This window comes from Achromobacter sp. 1014246743 (assembly GCF_059760725.1).
On record NZ_JCBANA010000037.1, the window covers coordinates 1 to 17970 of the forward strand.

The 17970-nt window shown below is 57.7% G+C and carries 18 protein-coding genes; 9 read left to right on the top strand and 9 right to left on the bottom strand.

Going from position 1 to position 17970, the window contains the following annotated elements; translation table 11 throughout:
* The 3 genes from AC6LJ2_RS16705 to AC6LJ2_RS16715 form a co-directional block, all read right to left on the bottom strand.
* Positions 1–878, bottom strand: an 878-nt coding sequence (locus tag AC6LJ2_RS16705) for an oxidoreductase (RefSeq protein ID WP_498151773.1), incomplete at its 3' end; no start/stop codon positions are given.
* 269 nt (positions 879–1147) lie between these two features.
* Positions 1148–3019, bottom strand: a complete 1872-nt coding sequence (locus tag AC6LJ2_RS16710) for a sigma-54-dependent Fis family transcriptional regulator (RefSeq protein ID WP_498151774.1) — start codon at positions 3017–3019, stop codon at positions 1148–1150.
* 135 nt (positions 3020–3154) lie between these two features.
* Positions 3155–3907, bottom strand: a complete 753-nt coding sequence (locus AC6LJ2_RS16715; protein ID WP_200221990.1) for a sulfite exporter TauE/SafE family protein — start codon at positions 3905–3907, stop codon at positions 3155–3157.
* Positions 3908–4283: 376 nt separating this feature from the next.
* On the opposite strand from AC6LJ2_RS16715, the gene AC6LJ2_RS16720 reads away from it, so the two are divergent.
* Complete coding sequence (locus AC6LJ2_RS16720; RefSeq protein ID WP_498151775.1) at positions 4284–4721, top strand: aldehyde dehydrogenase family protein; 438 nt, start codon at positions 4284–4286, stop codon at positions 4719–4721.
* Between the two features lie 77 nt (positions 4722–4798).
* Positions 4799–5950: an alpha-hydroxy acid oxidase gene (locus AC6LJ2_RS16725; RefSeq protein ID WP_200221986.1), complete on the top strand. Its 1152-nt coding sequence runs from the start codon at positions 4799–4801 to the stop codon at positions 5948–5950.
* 15 nt (positions 5951–5965) lie between these two features.
* Here AC6LJ2_RS16725 and AC6LJ2_RS16730 read toward each other — a convergent pair whose 3' ends face one another.
* The 3 genes from AC6LJ2_RS16730 to soxC form a co-directional block, all read right to left on the bottom strand.
* Complete coding sequence (locus AC6LJ2_RS16730) at positions 5966–7186, bottom strand: MalY/PatB family protein (protein WP_498151781.1); 1221 nt, start codon at positions 7184–7186, stop codon at positions 5966–5968.
* Positions 7187–7272: 86 nt separating this feature from the next.
* A complete protein-coding gene (locus AC6LJ2_RS16735; protein ID WP_498151776.1) occupies positions 7273–7848 on the bottom strand; it encodes a c-type cytochrome in 576 nt (191 codons plus the stop codon).
* Positions 7835–9154: a sulfite dehydrogenase gene (gene soxC / locus AC6LJ2_RS16740; RefSeq protein WP_082401265.1), complete on the bottom strand. Its 1320-nt coding sequence runs from the start codon at positions 9152–9154 to the stop codon at positions 7835–7837. Before soxC ends, AC6LJ2_RS16735 begins: the two co-directional genes overlap by 14 nt.
* A 168-nt stretch (positions 9155–9322) precedes the next feature.
* On the opposite strand from soxC, the gene AC6LJ2_RS16745 reads away from it, so the two are divergent.
* A complete protein-coding gene (locus AC6LJ2_RS16745) occupies positions 9323–9913 on the top strand; it encodes a TetR/AcrR family transcriptional regulator (RefSeq protein WP_054457948.1) in 591 nt (196 codons plus the stop codon).
* Positions 9914–9915: 2 nt separating this feature from the next.
* Here AC6LJ2_RS16745 and AC6LJ2_RS16750 read toward each other — a convergent pair whose 3' ends face one another.
* Positions 9916–10815 (bottom strand): LysR family transcriptional regulator, encoded by a 900-nt coding sequence (locus AC6LJ2_RS16750; RefSeq protein WP_054457947.1) that lies wholly within the window; start codon positions 10813–10815, stop codon positions 9916–9918.
* A gap of 111 nt (positions 10816–10926) precedes the next feature.
* Positions 10927–11820, bottom strand: coding sequence for a 4-hydroxy-tetrahydrodipicolinate synthase (gene dapA, locus AC6LJ2_RS16755; RefSeq protein ID WP_054457946.1), 894 nt, complete (start codon positions 11818–11820; stop codon positions 10927–10929).
* Positions 11821–12072: 252 nt separating this feature from the next.
* Between dapA and AC6LJ2_RS16760 the strand changes: the two genes are divergently transcribed.
* The 4 genes from AC6LJ2_RS16760 (at position 12073) to AC6LJ2_RS16775 (ending at position 14604) form a co-directional block, all read left to right on the top strand.
* On the top strand, positions 12073–12864 hold the full coding sequence (locus AC6LJ2_RS16760) for an SDR family NAD(P)-dependent oxidoreductase (RefSeq protein WP_054457945.1): 792 nt from the start codon (positions 12073–12075) through the stop codon (positions 12862–12864).
* 33 nt (positions 12865–12897) lie between these two features.
* Positions 12898–13245 (top strand): carboxymuconolactone decarboxylase family protein, encoded by a 348-nt coding sequence (locus tag AC6LJ2_RS16765; protein ID WP_054457944.1) that lies wholly within the window; start codon positions 12898–12900, stop codon positions 13243–13245.
* A 21-nt stretch (positions 13246–13266) separates the two neighbouring features.
* Positions 13267–13830: a TetR/AcrR family transcriptional regulator gene (locus tag AC6LJ2_RS16770; RefSeq protein WP_054457943.1), complete on the top strand. Its 564-nt coding sequence runs from the start codon at positions 13267–13269 to the stop codon at positions 13828–13830.
* 129 nt (positions 13831–13959) lie between these two features.
* Positions 13960–14604: a DsbA family protein gene (locus AC6LJ2_RS16775; RefSeq protein ID WP_156337450.1), complete on the top strand. Its 645-nt coding sequence runs from the start codon at positions 13960–13962 to the stop codon at positions 14602–14604.
* A gap of 181 nt (positions 14605–14785) precedes the next feature.
* Here AC6LJ2_RS16775 and AC6LJ2_RS16780 read toward each other — a convergent pair whose 3' ends face one another.
* Complete coding sequence (locus AC6LJ2_RS16780; RefSeq protein WP_498151777.1) at positions 14786–15694, bottom strand: LysR family transcriptional regulator; 909 nt, start codon at positions 15692–15694, stop codon at positions 14786–14788.
* 99 nt (positions 15695–15793) lie between these two features.
* Here AC6LJ2_RS16780 and AC6LJ2_RS16785 point away from each other — a divergent pair, with 99 nt between their 5' ends.
* Both AC6LJ2_RS16785 and AC6LJ2_RS16790 read left to right on the top strand, forming a co-directional pair.
* Positions 15794–16498 carry a type 1 glutamine amidotransferase domain-containing protein gene (locus tag AC6LJ2_RS16785; protein ID WP_054457941.1) on the top strand — a complete coding sequence of 235 codons (705 nt, stop codon included), beginning with the start codon at positions 15794–15796 and terminating at the stop codon, positions 16496–16498.
* A gap of 15 nt (positions 16499–16513) precedes the next feature.
* Positions 16514–17698, top strand: coding sequence for an MFS transporter (locus AC6LJ2_RS16790; RefSeq protein WP_258956301.1), 1185 nt, complete (start codon positions 16514–16516; stop codon positions 17696–17698).
* Positions 17699–17970 lie beyond the last annotated feature (272 nt).

Sequence of the window (17970 nt, forward strand, 5' to 3'; positions counted from 1 at the left end):
GCAGCTGTAGCCCTTGGCCCTTCCTGTCGGAGGAATTCATCTATCGGAAGCGAGCCTTTCGCAGACACGAAGAGGTCCCGCTTCCAGGGTATTGCTTCTTGAATCTGCTGAACCCCAACGTTCAATTCGAGCGCGATCTTCACAACGTTAAAGATTAAATCTCGTTTACTCAAGGAATCGAAGTCTTTGAACGATGTGTGAAGAGAGTACTTTGCGAGATTGCGTGCAACCCGCTCGCTTTCAGCTATTCTTTCAACAGCCACCTTGTTTCTGACAGCGATTTGATACTCCTCCGCTCCTGGTAGCGGTATAAAGCGATCGACGTCGAGGAAGACCTTGCCGTCATTGCTGTATGGCGTCAGTCGGGCGCATGAAATGTTGAGGCCCCTATCGTTGAGCCAAAGGACGGTCGATGTGATCTCCTTGTGGAACGTCGACGCAGCCAAAACTATGCGCACGGATTCGCCGAATTTCGCGTCGATTTCAAGAAAGTCGGCAATCTTCCGTTCGGCTCCGTCGCCAGGAATCCCACGGGAGCTCAGATAGGTCTGGTACGTGTCAATAGCCTGCGCAAGTGTCATTGTTGACACCATCGCAGCGTAGCGGAGCGCTTGTAGTTCCATGTGGCCTGCATCGTCTCGCTTTAGCTCAATAACCACCAGATCGCCCGTCTTGTGGACCCCGAGCAGATCGATTCGCCGGTTGCCTTCAGACCAACTATTGAATTCTTCAGAAATAACCAACGTGTCCGGTGAGATGACGTCGATGCATTCGCGTAAAAGGCGCTGAATGTCGGCCCGCTCATGCAAACCGAGGCTAGAAAACGTGACTTCCTGTAAAGGCCGAATCGTGTCACTGCGCATTTCATAAACTGGCATAGCTTCTCGAGTTAATTTTCGATTGAAACCCCTATTGTCGACGATCGTCGCAGCACGGCCGAACGGCCGGAGTTGGCCGAGAGCGGCAGTTCTTCAACCGCTTTGTTTTGGCCTACTGCCGTTCGAAGCGTGGGTGACGGTATGGGACCTAGGATCTCACTTGACGTAAGGGAACAAAGCGCCGCCCGAGTTCAAGGGTTTTCCAGGAAAGAATGCACAGGCAATGAACTCGGACCGCAAGACGCGCCGCGCAACAGTTTCTGGGCGCATCACTCGCCGTCGGGAATCGCCATCCTTCTATATATGGTCTTCCGATTCACACCCAATATCCGCGCAGCCTCTGAAATATTGCCGTTTGCCTGCTCGACAGCCCGTCGGATCGCCAGGGACTGAACCTTGGCCAAACTACCATCGCCCATCATCGGGCTCGACTCAGCCGCGGGCATCACAACGTCAATCTTGTGCGCTCCAGTCAACGTCTCCGAAAGAAATTCGTCGGGCAAATGTTCCTTGCGTACGACATCGGCGCCCGCTGCAAGTGCAATCGCCGTGCGTAGTGTCATCTGCAGCTGCCGGATGTTTCCTGGCCACGTGGCCTTTCTGAATATCTCCATCACATCATCGGAAACCGTGACTTCACGACCATTTCCCTCGGCCGCTGCCAACAGCTGGACAAGTTCAAAGAGATCCGTGCGCATGCGCAAGGCCGGAAGCACAATTCTCAGTCCGTTAAGACGGTAATAGAGATCTTCCCGAAACCGGTGTTCTCGAATTTCCTGCTTCAAGTCTCTGTGGGTGGCGCAGATGATCGAGAAGTTCACAGGCACGGCACGTCCGCTGCCCAGAGGAAATACCTGACGATCTTGTAGGACTCTCAACAGACGTCCTTGGAGCGGCAGCGGCATATCTCCAATTTCATCGAGGAACAGTGTTCCTCCGTTGGCCTGGGCTATCCGTCCCTGTTGACCGCGTCGTCGTGCGCCGGTGAACGCACCTTCTTCGTATCCGAAGAGTTCAGACTCGATGAGCTGCTCGGGAATCGCAGCGCAATTGACTGCGACAAAGGGGCCTGCGCGTCGGGGGCCGCTATTGTGGAATGCCCGCGTGAACATCTCTTTGCCGACGCCGGACTCGCCTTCAACCATCAGGGGAAGATCAAGGCCTATGATCCGCGACGCCTTTTCGATGGCGCGGTGTACTTGCGCGTCCCCGATGTCCAGGTCTTCCAAGAGAAGTTCGGAAAACTCGAGCTTTTTGGCCCTGCCAGGCGCTCGGACTGGGTTGCCCTCATGTTCGGACGCGTTCTTATCTTTCACTCCCGGCCCGTGCGCCGTGCACACCCTTCGATTGAGTGCAACATTGACCGAACGACCGTCCCACAACGAAAGGGAAAACGAATCGGTGCGTTCTTGCGTCCACATTTTTTTCAGGTCTTGGAACGGCAGACTGAACAGCATGCCGAATGTGAGCTGCGTGTGCGGACTCACGATCTTGAAAAATGACCGAGCTGTCGAGTTCGTTCCCACTAGAATGCCTTGCGCGTCGAAGGCCGCGATGCACTGCTTGATGGTCCCCACGTTGCTGGGATTGGTGTGGAAAAACAGCGTCAACCGGTCAGGCATTTCGCCGGCCAACATGCGGTTCTCGACCAAGATAGCGATCGTTTTGATGAATCCAAGCGTATGCAACTGCGCGGCGCCGCACTTGGTCAGCACGGCGAGTAAACCAACGACTTCACCTTGCGCGCCGAAAATCGGCGCTGCAAAGGTACAGTACTCGTGATAGTCCGACGTCTGGTGGTCTTCGCCACGGATACAGACGCCTTCGCGTTGCGATAGCGCGCAGCTTATTGCATTAGTGCCTCTACAGGATTCACGCCAGCACGTGCCAGGCTCGAAGATGGACCGCCCCTCGATGTCGCAAAGGCCAGGATCGCTGCGTGAAAACAGGATCGTTCCGTCCCGGTTCACGACAGCGACCGCGCTACCGGACCCCTCCACCAATTCGTATGTATTTTCGACGGAAGCAACGGCGTAACCGATCAAAGCGTGATCGGCCGCAATCGCCGCGGCCAACCCGTCTGCCGTGAGGTCTTCCGATGTAAACGAAGGGCGTTCCCGGTAAGTGGTGGTCGGCGCCATAGTGTCTCCATGCCCGAGATAGTGCTAAACGCGGCTGCATGGCCTTTTGGTCAAGGCTCAGGACGCGCGCAAGCCGCAATATTGACTTATAGCGTAGCGCGTAGTGGGGCACAAATGGGGCTTTTACTGACCGCGCTACCTCAGTCCAGCACTGCCGACGATGGCCAAGCCCAAGAGTCCCAGCAGCACGAACGCGATGCGTCTAACGGCTTGATCTGGAACGCGCAGCGGCATGTAGGGTGCCAATGCTGTCACGACGATAACGACCGGCACTGCAAACATGGAAAGCTCGAGCACGTCCGCTGTGACTTCGCCCTGCATGGTTAGCAAGATGAGTCGGACAACGGACAACGTGCCGAACGCCGCCAGAAGGGTAGACCTAACGGTGTCCAGAGGTAACGGTTGGCGATAGAACAGGTACACAACCGGCGGTCCGGGAATGCTGTACATGCCGCCGCATACTCCACCCAGGATCCCCGTCAGCACAAAACCCGGGGCGCTGGAGATGACCGGTCGAACTTGTGCAAGCATGGCCATGGTCGCTCCAGCCACCAGGATTAGGATGCCCAAGATCATTTGCAGCAAATCAGCGTAGCGGTCTTCCAGATGTTGAAGCAGGAAGATGCCCAGAAAGGCGCCGGGAATCAAGCCCGCTAGCGTCAACCAAAACAGGCGCTTGTGAATCTCTGACCAATATCCGCGCAGGGCAAGGGTGACGTTCACGACCATCAGCACATTAATGACCATCGATGCCGTGGCGATTGAACTGATATTCAATGCGATGACGCCGCCCAAGGCGAACAAGCCCAGCGCGAATCCAGTCAGCGCCTGCAGGTAACTGGCGATGGCGATGACCAGGAGAAACGCGAGAAGAGAGCTAGATGACATTCGCTAGGTCGGCCGCAGGGAAACCATCAAAATGCGTTGAGGCGCTACGCATGGCCTGAGCCGTAGCGCCCCAACCCGCTCATTCAGGGCAAGCGTCAGACACGCGCTTGCGCGAACCTATGGCGAACGGCGCGATCGGAAGCCACGCGCATCAGAGACCATAGTTCCAGCGCTGCTGAAACCGCGACCAACGCAGAGATCGGCCATGTGCCGTACGTAGGCAGGACTGCAGTCGCGAACAAGGGAACAAGTCCGCCAATGATGGTGGCGGCTTGACTGCCGAGGGAGATCCCTGTGTAGCGCAGCTGTTCAGGAAAAAGTTCGCAGTAAAAGGCCGGCATTGCGCCCCACATGAGCCACGACGGGGCTGGAAAAGGTGAAGGGGGCTGTGGACCTTGCCGTCAACCAGGGTGCAAAGTTGGTAGTGGGAGGAAGCGTTGCGGACCGAGGCAAAGGCTTTCACTATGAGCCCACGGTCTTGGTGGATTGCCACCATGAGATGGACATCATGCGCAAGGAAACGTTCGGTCCGGTACTGCCCATTCAAGTGGTCGACAGTCTGGACGAAGCCATTCACTTTTCTAACGATTCCGAGTACGGGCTGACCTCGTCCATCTTCACGCAGGACATTGATGCAGCCCTTCGCGCTTGCCGGGATCTGAAATTTGGTGAGACCTATGTGAACCGGGAGCACTTCGAAGCGATGCAGGGCTTCCATGCGGGTCGCCGGAAGTCGGGGATCGGTGGCGCGGACGGCAAGCATGGGTTGTACGAGTACATGGAAACGCACGCGGTTTACATCCAGAGTCACTGAACGAGCTGATTGCAAATTGTCGGTATGTGCGCGGCCGCGGGTGAGCGCGGCCGCGCATGCTCTCTTGGAAAACAACGATGCGTTTGCAGCATTGCCACAACTATCACGACTTCCGGACGCTGGCCCAGCGTCGTCTACCCGGCCCGATTTTCAACTACATCGACGGAGGGGCAGACGACGAGGCTACGTTGCGCCGTAACAGTGCGTCCTTCGATCGCTTTGACTTGGTCCCCAACGTTCTCCGTGGCGTGAGGGATGTGGATCTGTCGGTCCAAATAATGGGCCAGTCAATTGACATGCCGGTGTATTGCTCGCCGACCGCGTTGCAACGTTTGTTCCACCACACCGGCGAGTTCGCCGTCGCCGCTGCCGCCTCAAAGTTTGGAACCATGTTCGGCGTTTCCTCGCTGGGAACGGCGAGTCTTGAAGAAATTCGGAAACGCCATAGTGGTCCCCAGGTGTACCAGTTCTATTTCCACAAAGACCGCGCGCTAAATCGGGCGATGATGTTACGGGCAAAAGAGGCTGGCGTTAACGTCATGATGCTGACCGTGGACAGTATTACGGGAGGCAATCGCGAACGCGACTTGCGCACCGGCTTCTCCATACCTTTCAAGCTGAACTTGGCCGGCATTTCGCAATTCGCGGCAAAACCCGCCTGGGCCATGAACTACTTGCTTCATGAACGCTTCCGCTTGCCGCAGTTGGATGGCCATGTCGACATGGGCAAGGGCGCAATGTCGATCGGCCGCTACTTTACCGACATGCTGGATCCTTCAATGACATGGGATGACGTCGCGGATATGGTGACTGAATGGGCAGGGCCTTTTTGCCTCAAAGGGATCATGTCCGCGGCTGATGCCAGGCGTGCCGTGGATATCGGTTGTACCGGGATAATTTTGTCCAACCACGGGGGACGGCAGCTGGATGGATCGCGCACGGCGTTCGACCAACTCGCAGAGATCTTGGATGCGGTCGGAGGCGAAATCGACATCATGATGGATGGCGGAATTCAGCGAGGTACGCACGTGCTGAAAGCCTTGTCCATGGGGGCCAAGGCTGTCGGAATCGGACGGTACTACCTCTTCCCCTTGGCGGCGGCAGGGCAGGCGGGCGTCGAGCGTGCGCTTGGCGTGCTTCGTAATGAAATTGAACGGGGCATGAAGCTGATGGGATGCAGCAAGATTTCGGATCTGTCCCGCGCAAACCTCAGGCTCGCGACGTTGTGACGCTGCTCGAAGCACCTAGAGGCTTTCCAGCGCGGATTTCAAACGTCTGATTGCCTCGTCGACAGTAGAACGTGGGCACCCGAGGTTTACGCGCATATAGCCATGCCCTTCAACGCCGAACTTTTGCCCCTTGTCCAACCACAGCCTTGCCTTGATCAGCATGTACCTGTTCAGTTCTTCGGCTGTCATGCCTGTCTCCCGGCAGTCCATCCACGCTAGATAAAGGGAATCCGCAGGCAGCACCTTGACCTTCGAGGTTGAGTTGTTGACCTGATGTGCAAAGTGCTGCTGATTGCGGCGGACGTACGCGAGCATCTGTTCAAGCCAGGGTTCGCCGTGCGTATAGGCCGCTTCAGCGGCAACCATGCCAAGCGTGTTGACCAGCGGAAACATATTCCGATCGTATTGCCTGATGAATTCAGCCCGCAGCTTGGCATTCGGTATGAACAGATTTGCGCTTTGCAGGCCCGGGAGGTTGAAGGTCTTGCTGGGCGCGGTGCAGGTAATGCTCTGTTGGGCAAAGGCGGGACTCAGCGACGCAAACGGCGTGTGGGCCTTGGCGGGATTCATGATCAAGTCTTGATGGATTTCGTCAGCGATCACCAGCACCCCACGCCGCAAGCAAATCTCTCCCATCGTACGGAGGTCGGCTTCGCTCCACACATTTCCGGTAGGATTGTGTGGATTACTTAGGATAAATATCTTTGTGTTGTCCTGGATTGCGGCTTCAAAGACTTTCTCGTCGAACACGTATCCGGAATCTGAGCGACTCAGCGGGGCATAAGTGAGCAGGCGCCCGTTAAGCAGCACGTCGTCATGGAAATGCGCGTAAACCGGCGGCTGGATAAGCACCGAATCGCCGGGCGCAGAAAAGGCCTGTACGGCGATCTTTATCGACGTGATGATGCCCGGCGTTTGAACGATCCATCCCGTCTCCACATTCCAACCAAATCGTTTGCCCTGCCAGTTGATGACTGCCTCAAGATATGACCTCGGGGCGCCATTGGGGTAGCCGAACACGCCATGTTCGACCGCCTGGTGCAGGGCGTCCAGCACAGGCCTGGGCGCTTTGAAGTCTGAGTCGGCAACCCACATGGGTAGCGGCTCGGTCTTGGCTTCATCCTCAGACAAGAATTGCTGCATCCCTCCCCACTTCATCGAGTTGCTATTCTTGCGGTCGACGACTTCATCAAAATCGTATTGCTCAACTACGTTCTGAAGTTCCCTTGCTGACATGGCGGCGTTGATACTCACTGTGGCAATCCTCTTGACTTGGGGTGTCGTGTGCAAATGATGCGTCGTGTGAAGCAATGGTGGCGGTTCTATTTGGAAAGGCAGTCCGTCATGCATCTGTCCACTTTGACGTCTGGGCGGTCGTCGACATAGAAATTGCCGCGGTTAGGCATCTTGATGCTGGCCAGGTTGCCGGCGCCCAGCGTTGCCGTCGCGGGCAGGATATCGTTCTTGTGCAACAGATATGCTGTGACGCTGTATACGTCTTCATTTGAAAGTGATTGAGGCGCCTGGAACGGCATCGCGCGGCGGATGTAGTCGAACAGTGTGGTGGAATATGGCCAATAGCTGCCGATCGTCTTGAGCGGCTTGTCGGTCGTCAAACTGCCGACGCCGCCGGCCAAAGCTGGCCCAAGACCGCCTTCAAGATTTGCTCCATGGCACGCCAGGCATTGCGCCTGGTATACGGCTTGGCCTTGCAGAACCGTTCCTTGGCCCGGAGGCAAACCCGTGCCGTCAGGCAGGATGTCGATGTTCCAACCTGCAAGTTCTTCTTTGGTGAGGTGTCGACCCAGGCCCTCTAAGCTGTCCTGTCCAAAAGCGGGCGCGATTAGCGCGCTCACACAAAGGGCGACGATGCTTGTGATTGCATTATGCGCGGCCATTTGTGACCTCCCCGCTTGCGGAAATGCGCCAGGGTTGTATTGCATTGTTGTGGTAGAAGGAGAACTTTCCTCGCACCGCGATGAGTTGAGCTAACGTTGGCTGTACATAGCCAGTCTCGTCGATTGCCCTGCTCATCAGCATCAGTTCCTTTCCATCCCAGTCGAACGGCGCCCGAAACGAAGTAAGCGCCTTGGATAGGACTGGCTCTTGCAAGATTGCAGTGGACCAGTTATTGCCCCCGTCGATCGAGACATCGACACCCGTGATCTTGCCCCGGCCGCTCCAGGCGATGCCGCGCATCTCGTGCGTTCCTTTGCGCGTCAACCGTTGTGTGCCGGAGGGAAATGTGATGATGGACTTGCACTCCATCACGAAGGAAAACTCTCGCGCTCGCCCATCAGCCATCAGGTCGGTGTACTTGGCGGTTTCTTCCCTTGTGTGCCCGGGCTGATCAGTGACATGCAGACGCCTGAGCCATTTAATGCTCATGTTTCCCTCAAAGCCTGGCACGAATAGCCTTATCGGGTAGCCCTGTTCGGGCCGCAACCGTTCGCCGTTTTGACTAAAGGCCACGAGCACATCATCCAGGCACTTCTCTATGGGGATGCTTCGCGTCATGCCCGCCCCGTCGGCGCCTTCGGCCACAATCCACTTTGCCCTTGGATCAAGCCCCGCGTGATCCAGCAGCGTTTTCAGACGCACGCCCGTCCATTGCGCGCAGCTGACCAAACCAGTGACTTCAGCGGCGGTTTTTCCGTACGGCGGCAGAAAACTGGGATTGCCTGAGCATTCTAAAAAGTAGATTTGGCTTTCACTAGGAAACTGCCGCAGTTCCGCCATGTCAAAGATCATGGAATTCTTAACCAGACCGTGAATCATCAACCGGTGCTGTTGCGGGTCGATCTCCGGCACGCCCGCGTGATGTCGCTCATAGAACAGACCGTTAGGGGTGATGATGCCGTCCAGCTCCTGCAAAGGCGTGGTGCTGTAGGCGGACATCGGCTCTTTCAGCCCGGGGTACAAGTTTCTTATTGCCTTGGTCTCGAATTTTGAAGGTACGCCGTAAGGCGTTGCAGTAGGTGCGCCCAGCGACTTGGTCCATTTCGGCACATTGGGTGGCAGGTTGTCGTTGGCGGGTGCTGCCGTAATTGATGGTGCCGTTTGTGCCAAAGCCGAGTCTGCTAACCCTAGCGTTGCCAAGGATGTTGCTATAGCGGTGCCCCGGGTCAGGAACTGCCGTCGGCCACCCGCCCCGCCAACGAATGGATTAAGTGCGTCCTTTTTCTCTTCTTCGGAACTGTCCATGCTTCCTCCCACTGGTGCTTTCGTGCAGCCGTCATGGTTGCTTGGTGGAGCAGACCGATCGGTCGGTCTGTTTTTTGACAAGCATACAGGGAATTGAAAATGGAGCCTAGTACTGCGGAAGATACAATTGCCTTATCTTTCTCACGTCTAACATGGGTGAAATAGGCAGTGACCAGCAAAAAAACTGACGAACATCCTGCTAATCGCGACCGCATCCTCAAGGGCGCTGCCGCCCTGTACGCAAGGCGGGGATTTCACGCGGTCGGAATGAATGAGCTGTGCGCCGCCCTTGAGCTGAGCCGGGGTGCCTTCTATCACTACTTCACTAGCAAAGATGATCTGCTGGAAGAGATCTGTCGCCAGTACATGACGAAGCTGCTGCACCTGGCGAAGCTCTCCAAAGCAGAGGAGCCTGATCCCGCTCTGCGGTTGCGTAGATTGGGCAGCGAGCTTATCTCGGTGATCGGTGCGCATCGAGACGAACTTGCCGTGTGCTTTCGCGAGACGATTTCCCTGGCTGAGGACCGGCGCCAGGGGATTCTTGCGCTACATGCTGCCTACGAGCGGATCTGGAAGGAAACCTTAATTGAGGGAGAGAAGACTGGCGTCTTCGTTCCATATTCCCGTTTTCGACTGAAGGCATTGTTAGGCATGTACTACTACAGCTATCTGTGGATCGACCCGACGTCGACATCTTCCATACGCCAAACGAACGACACCTTCGAGTCCATCTTGGCCGCCGTGAGTACCCGCCCTTAGCCTTAAGCGGTTACTGCGCTTGAGTTCCGAATCGCGTTCCAAAGGTCTTCAAGTCCAGGCCGGCGAGTGTCTCGCGCTTTATAGGCATTGATGGATATTTGCACGTCCCATCTTCCTGCTCCAACCGGCACGAGGTTCCATTCGCGGCCCTGCCGAAATGAGCTGTCGGCAAGCCAGACAACGCCATATCCGCTGGAAGCAAGGTCCCCCAGCACGTCGGAGGACTCCGATTCGAAGACCGAGTAGCCCGTGATTGAAGGATTGTCCCGTTTCGAGATTTCCACCACTCGTGAAAACAAGGTGGTCGGTGAATAGGTGAGCAGGGGCACGGGTAGATCGTCATCGCCGGGGAAGGCGATGCGACCGGCATCGACTTCAAGAGGCGACGCGTAGGGCTTCACGCGCTCGGTGCCAAGATGGAGTTTCTCGTAGCGGTCTTCACGCAATCGGATGGGTAGTTCCGTGTGTTCGAAACAGACGAGTAAGTCTGCGGAACCGCTGGTAAGTGATGACACGGTGTCGTGTATGTTGCCCAGCTCAAGGCTGCAACTGAGGTCATGCCCCTTCGACCAGATCTTCCACCATTCGTGCAGGCGGGTAGTGGCCAGCGCATGCGGCAGTGCAATTCGGACATGGTTGCGGTCAGAGCTGGATCGAAGCTGTGAGCGCGACGCGGCAAGCCTGTTGACGACGTCCGTCGCGGTCTCGCGAAATCGCTCGCCCGCCGCAGTCAGAGCGGTGGGGAATGCGTTTCGGTCGATCAACTGTGTACCGAGCCATTGCTCAATTGCCTGGATGCGCCTACTGAAAGCGGCCTGCGAAAGATTTCGGATATCGGCAGCTTTTGTGAAGCTCTTGACTTCAGCCAGCACGAGAAAGTCTTGAAGCCATCTGGTGTCCACGGTAAAGCTCCTGGGCAAGGGCAGCGCGGCACTGCGACGAAGGTTCCGTCACAGCGACCGCGCAATTGTAGCGCTGCCTAGCCAGGAGTGGCAGCGTCTGCCCTGATGGACCTATGCGTGAATACTGGCAGAGATATGCACCAAGGCAGCAGCAACGCGATCTAGCGTTTCGGCCGACGCTCCTTGCAACGGCGACCTTGCAGGCCCGACGGGATGCCCGATCAGCGCCATGGCGTCCTTCAACGGCGCAGGGTGGTTAGCGGTGTACAGCGCCTCGATAAGCGGGAGGATCGCGTAATGAATGCTCCGAGCGTGCGTCACGTTTTCCTGTGCCACGGTGTTGAACAGTTCAACATGCTCGGCCGGGATGATATTGGACGACATGAAGATGCCGCCGGGGCTACCAAGTAAAAAAGTCGGGAATCCGAGGTCATCGTCCCCGGAAAGCACATCCATCCTCTGTCCCAACGCGCGAATCTTCGCTGCGACGACGGCTAAGTCGCGCTCGCACTCTTTCAGCGCCACAACCGAAGGAAGCGTCGCAATTTTCTCCAGCGCCGAGATATCCAGATTGACGCCTGTCCTGCCAGGGTTGTTATAGGCAACGATCGAGATTGGCGCGGTGTCCGCTACGCGCGAGAAATGCTCAAAAATCCCCGCGGCGGTGGTTTTGACGTAATAGGGGGGCAGAACAAGAGCCGCGTTAGCGCCTGCGTCGGCCGCGTGGCGGACCACATCTTGCACCTCCCTTGTTCCTGGCGACAGGGCGCCCACGACCACGGGAACGCGTCCCTTCACATGCTCTACAGCAACTTCAACAACTCGCTTGCGCTCCGAAGGTGTAAGGCTCACATACTCGCCAGCGCCTCCGACGACGAGCAGGCCGGAAATGCCGGACTCGATTTGGAAGTCGATGAGCCTGCGGAAGGCGGGCTCGTCAAACGTGTCCGCTTTCGTAAACGGGGTGACGAGTGCGGTGTAGATGCCGTGCGCGGAGAGAGTCATGTTTGGATGCTTCACTCAAAGGTGGTGCTTGAAGGGATGCTTGCAGGATAGAAGGCGGGGTTTCTAGGCGTCCAATGTTCAATTCACATCGCGAAACCTTGTGCCAAACGCATGCGTTGATGCGTTCAGAACATCGGCTTCACTGCCGCACGCATCCCTTGTCGCGTTGTTGCGATACCTCTTGACAACAGAAATCCGTCCATTTAACCTGCCTACTAGTTGGTAGGGAAAACACTCTTGAAAGGACGTGATATGGAAACCAAACAATTTGAGGGCCGCAAGCTTTTGGCGGTCGGTGGCACGAGCGGAATTGGATTCGAATCCGCTCGCATGGTCGCCGAACAAGGCGGATCTGTCGTACTCGTGGGTAGCCGCCCTGAAAAGGCGGAAGAAGCGCGTCAGAAGCTTGAGGCGATCACCGGTGCAGGCAAGGCTGCGGCGTTGACGGCAAACCTCTCCGATTTCGAAAGCGTCAAAGCGCTCATTCAAAAATTGGCGGCGGAACACGATGACATTGATCTGCTGGTGAACTCTGCGGGGATCTACTACCCCAAGGCGTTTCTCGAGCATTCGCCGGCTGACTACGACAGCTTTCTTGATTTGAATCGTTCGCTATTTTTCATTACGCGCCAGGTGGCAGCCTCGTTGGTAGCCCGCAAGCGGCCCGGCTCGTTCGTTAATGTGACCGCCGTTGCTGCCAGACAAGCTGTCCAGTCAATTCCGGCATCCGCCTATTCCATGGCCAAGCGAGGCCTGGACGCGCTTACGACGCACGTAGCCGCGGAACTGGCGGAACACAACATTCGCGTTAACTCCGTAAGCCCGGCCATCGTTGAGACGCGAATTTTCGAGCGATTCATTCCTACCGAGAAGCTGGATGGCGCATTGAAGGACTTCAATAACTTCCATCCACTGGGCCGCAACGGGACGCCGCGGGACGTTGCTGAAGCGATCATCTTCCTGCTTTCGGACAAGGCATCCTGGGTCACGGGCGCCACGTGGGACGTGGATGGCGGTGTCATGGCGGCTCGTAAGAACGCTTGAAAAGTGCGCTTAACTACGAAAAGGCAGATAGATATGGAAAAGAAGTGGAACGGTAAGTTGGTGTCGCTGATCAAGCGTGTCGGTGCATTCTCCAAGGCAAATGCGCCAGTCGCGGGAGCTCTGCACCAGCTGGACGTTGCGACCCGGAAAGACAGCGTGTTGGATGCCAAGACCCATGAGCTGATTGCGCTGGCGGTCGCTGTCACTACGCGTTGCGATGGTTGTATTGCAGCCCACGCGGTCGCGGCAAAGAAGGCCGGTGCGACTAAGGAGGAAGTTGCCGCGGCGTTGGGCACAGCAATTGCCTTGAATGCGGGCGCGGCGTACGTATACTCTTCTCGTGCCCTCGACGCTTACGAGGAGTTTTCCGCCGCGGAGTGATCACGGCGATTAGGAATAGACATGGTAATTGGAACGCGAGAAGCGCTGGTACGATCTGCTGAGAATCTGATGCGCACTAAGGGGTACGCCGCCTTCAGCTATGCTGATCTGGCCGAGGACATCGGCATCAGGAAGGCGAGTATCCATCACCACTTCCCCACGAAAGAGGACCTCGGTGTCGCGATCGTAGAGGAATATATCGAGCGGGTGCGCTCCGGTTTTCGACGTATCGAGCAGCAGCATTCAACTGTTGCCGATAAGGTGGCTGCGTACTTTTCGCTGTTCCAAGCAAGTAGCAATCGCGGTTTACTTCCTATGTGTGGCGCACTTGCCGCAGAAATGAAGGTGCTGCCTGTGGAGCTGCAAAAGCTCACGCAGCGATTTTTCGATTTGCAGTTGAATTGGCTTCGGACGACGTTGGAAGAGGGTATGGCCGACGGAGAGATCCCGACAGGTCGGGGAGCCAAGCAGAAGGCTTTCCTGATCCTAAGCCTTCTGGAGGGAGCCAGTTTCGTCAACTGGGCGACTAAGGGGAAGCAAGTTCTCGACGAGTCCGCTGTTCTCTCGATCATTGAGCAACCCTAATACGTTCCCAAGCAAGAGGCGAAGCCGCCCCTAACAGGGCGGCTTCTTTTCCCCCTTGATTTATCTACCATCTAGTTGGTGGAGGCGATTCGCAAGACGGTAGGTGCTCACGCTGCGAGAGAGAGATGCATGAAGAGCGTACGCGTAGTAGTTTGGTTAGACTTTGTCTGCCCCTGGTGCAGGATCGCAACAAACCGTATAGGTGAGGCCGCGCGCAACTTGGCGGGTGAAATAGAGGTTGTGGTTGATATCCGATCGTATCGAATGGCTAAAGGCGTACCCGCGGAGGGCTTCACGATGGCTCTTATCCGAAGGTTGGGCAATGCTGCGGCTGCTGATCGACTGATGGCGGCCGTTAAAGAAACCGGCAGTCGGGAAGGGCTGGACTTTCGCTTCGACAAGATGCGGTTTGGCGACACAACGGACGCCCACGCCATGGTCAAGAGCATCGATTCGTTCGAAAAGCGTCAGCAGTTGATCGGAATAATTTTCCATGCCTGCACGGCAGAAGGCAAAGACATATTCGATAGACGCGTGCTCTCAGCGCTCGCCATAGGGCAGGGTTTGGCCCTGCATGAGTTCAGCTTCGACGCACGGCATCTGGCTTCAGTTGCACGAGATGAACACGATGCCAAGCTCTTGGCCGCCGGCCTCCCGCTCTTCGTCTTCAACGACAAGATCGTTCTATCAGGCGCGCAAGAGGTATCAGTCTTTGAGAAGGCGATGCGGGAGTCGGCGATACTTCCGCACGCACACCTGGAACCTGAATCTTGAGTTGCAGAGGTCCGAGCGCCTCAGCCAGAACCTGCACCCGTGGCAAAATCCTTATCGCTGGCATGCACCCTTGGCAAGCGGATTCGAGCACATCAAGCGTAAAGGTACGCTCAACGATATTTTCTATGAAGCTCAGCAGCCGGTAGAGATGTTTGGGATCAGCCAGCAGCGGGGAATGAGATCAATGATCCCACGGTGCTGGTTGCCAGCGATCAAACAAAAAATCGCTGAATGCCGTCAGCCGACGCGGCACTGGCTCTCGCCGTGCCCGCACGATACTGATCTTCGAGGGCATAGCTTCCCAGTCCGGCAACACGCGCACCAGTCGCCCGTCACGCAGTTCCTCGTGGATGTCCCAGGTTTCGCGCAGCGAGATACCCAGCCCGGCCAGACACCAGGCATGCAGCACGTCACCGCTGTCACTGCACAGCGTGCCGCTGACTACGACAGGCTTCTCCCGGCGGCCCTTGCGCAGCGGCCAGGTGCTTTGCAGCAACCCCGGATAGGCGAACACTAGGCAGTTGTGCCGCTCCAGTTCTTCCGGCAGCGCGGGTTGTCCATGCGCTTTCAGGTAGGCAGGAGACGCCGCCAAGATGCGTCGGTTGTCGGCCACGCGCCGCGCCACCAAACGCGAATCGGCTAGCTCGCCCATGCGGATCGCCAAGTCGAGGTCGCCGCTGTACAGATCCTGCACCTGATCAGACAGGCGCAGGTCGAAACCGACCCTGGGATGCAGGCGGCAGAAGTCGTGGATCGCGGGGGCCACGAACTTGCGGCCGAACGGCGTGGGCGCCGTCAGGCGAATGGTGCCGCTCAGTTCATGGCTGCCGCCAGTCGCCAGTTCCTGCATTTCTTCCAGCACCGCCAGCGCGGCTCGCGCCCGTTCGGCGATGGCACGGCCTTCGTCGTTGATACGCAGGTTGCGGGTGTTGCGCTCGAATAGCGTGGTGCCCAGCGCTTGCTCCAACCGGGCGATCTGCTTACTGACTGTCTTGGGCGCGAGGTGCAGGTCGCGTGCGGCGGCGGAAAAGCTCTGGCGTTCCACCACATGCACGAATACCGCCAGGTCATCAAGGTTACGCAAGGCCATTTGGATCATTCCCGGGAAAGTGTTTGTCCATTTTGGTCATTTAAAGGATATACCCGATTAACCAGAATGGGCTCCCTACTTCGCTTGCAGGAGCCTCTGATGGCCCAACGCATTCTTTTCGTCCTGACCAGCCACGATCGCAAGGGGCCACCCAACGCAAAAGGCGCAGCGCCCGGCGGTTTCTACCTGTCCGAGGTCGCGCATCCGCACTGCGTGCTTGCCGACGCTGGCTATTCGATCGATTTCGTGAGCCCCAAGGGCGGCAAGACGCACGTCGATGGACTCGATTTGGACGATCCGGTCAACGCCGCGTTCTGGAACGATGCGGTGCTGCGCGGAGCCACCGAAACCACGCTGGCGCCGTCCCAGGTCGATCCAGACGTCTATGCCGCGATCTTCTACGCCGGCGGCCACGCGACGATGTGGGACTTCCCAGACAACGCCGAACTGGCGGCCATCGCTTCGCGCATCTACCAACGTGGCGGCGTGGTCGCGGCGGTCTGCCACGGCCCGGCCGGGCTGGTGAACCTCAGGCTCTCCGATGGCATCCATCTGGTCGCGGGCAAAGACGTGTCGGCCTTCACCAACGACGAAGAACGCGCGGTCGGCCTGTACGACACGGTGCCATTTCTGTTGGCAGATGCCCTGCGGGAACGCGGTGCCCGCCATGTGCCCGGGCCGAACTTCCAGGCGCAGGTGGTGGTGAGCGAGCGGCTGGTGACAGGCCAGAACCCCGCTTCGGCCAAGGGCGTCGCCGAAGCGATGCTGCCCCTATTGGCGACGACATCTGAGAAGCGAGCCTGAACCATGAACTCGCGTATGCCTTTCGTCATCTACATCTTCGCGCTTTGCGCGTTCGCCTTAGGCTTTACTGAGTTCGTGACCATCGGCCTGGTGTCTACTATTTCCGCGGATCTGCATGCCAGCGTAAGCCAGGTCGGCATGGCAGTTACGGCTTATGCGCTGGGCGCCGTAATTGGTGCGCCGGGCCTGACCGCGCTGGCGACCCGCTGGCCGCGCAAGCGGCTATTGTTGGTGGCAATGGGGCTGTTCACGCTGGGCAACGCAGTAGTCAGCCTGTCCGATGCACTGACGCCCATGCTGGTGGCCCGTTTCGCGTCGGGCCTGGGACATGGGGTATTTCTCGCCGTAGCCTCCAGCGTGGCAACTCAACTGGTGGGTCTGCATCGGGCAGGCGCGGCGGTGGCCGTGGTCTTCGGCGGCTTGACGTTGGCCCTGGCTCTGGGAGTACCGCTCGGTACCTATCTGGGCAGTGTATTGAGTTGGCAGGTCATCTTCATGGCCGTGGCCGCCAGTGGAGCGATTGGCTTCCTGGGTCTGTTGGCTCTGATGCCGAGGGATCGGAACGATACCTCGGCGCAGGCCAACGCGATGGACGGCTTGAAAGCCATGTTCAATCCGCGCCTGCTGGCCGGAGCCGGCATCACCGTGTTGGCGTATGCAGGGTCATTCGCGCTCTACACCTATATTTCGCCAATCCTGTTGCAAGTGACGTGCATCAGCGAAAGCACGGCAAGTCTGTTGATGCTGGGCTACGGCGTGATGGCAGCCATCGGCAACATCTGGGGCGGGCGCCTGACCGACCGCAAGGGTGCGGATCGCAGCGTGATGATCGTACTGGTTGGCCTGGCCGTGGTGCTGCTGGCGATTTGGGCATCGGCGCGGTCATTGCCGTGGATGGTGCTGCTGACGGGCCTGCTGGGTGCGTTGACCTATGCGGCGGTGCCGGCCTTGCAAGCACGGGTGATCGGGCTGTCGCACATCCACGCGCCGCGAGCGCCGGCAGTGGCCGCCGGCCTGAACATCGCAGGCTTCAATGGCGGTATCGCGCTGGGTTCGCTGCTGGGCGGTGTCAGTCTGGAAATGATGGGCCTGAGCAGTACCGCCTGGGTCGGTGCGATGGCCGTGGGGCTGGGAGTCGCCTGGATGCTCTGGCAGATGCGGCGGTCCGCGTTCCTGGGACAAGAATCCATGGATAGGTGAATGATGGAGCTTTGGCGTCTTCGTTGTTTCCCGGCCGTAACCGAAAAGCTCCACTTCGCCCCATCCGTGCCTCGCCCATCATCAATCGTTCTTCGAAAGCGGTTCGGGTTCGCTGAGCGGCGCCGGCCTCCAATGTGTCGCGCATCTCGCGGGCCTCGCACCATATGTCTTCTGGCGACCGCGTGAACTGCGCAGCATTAGCTGCCAATGCACGTGCGCCAAACCTGCGCACCGCTGTATGCAGTGCCTCTTCAAGCATCTTCATTCAGCTC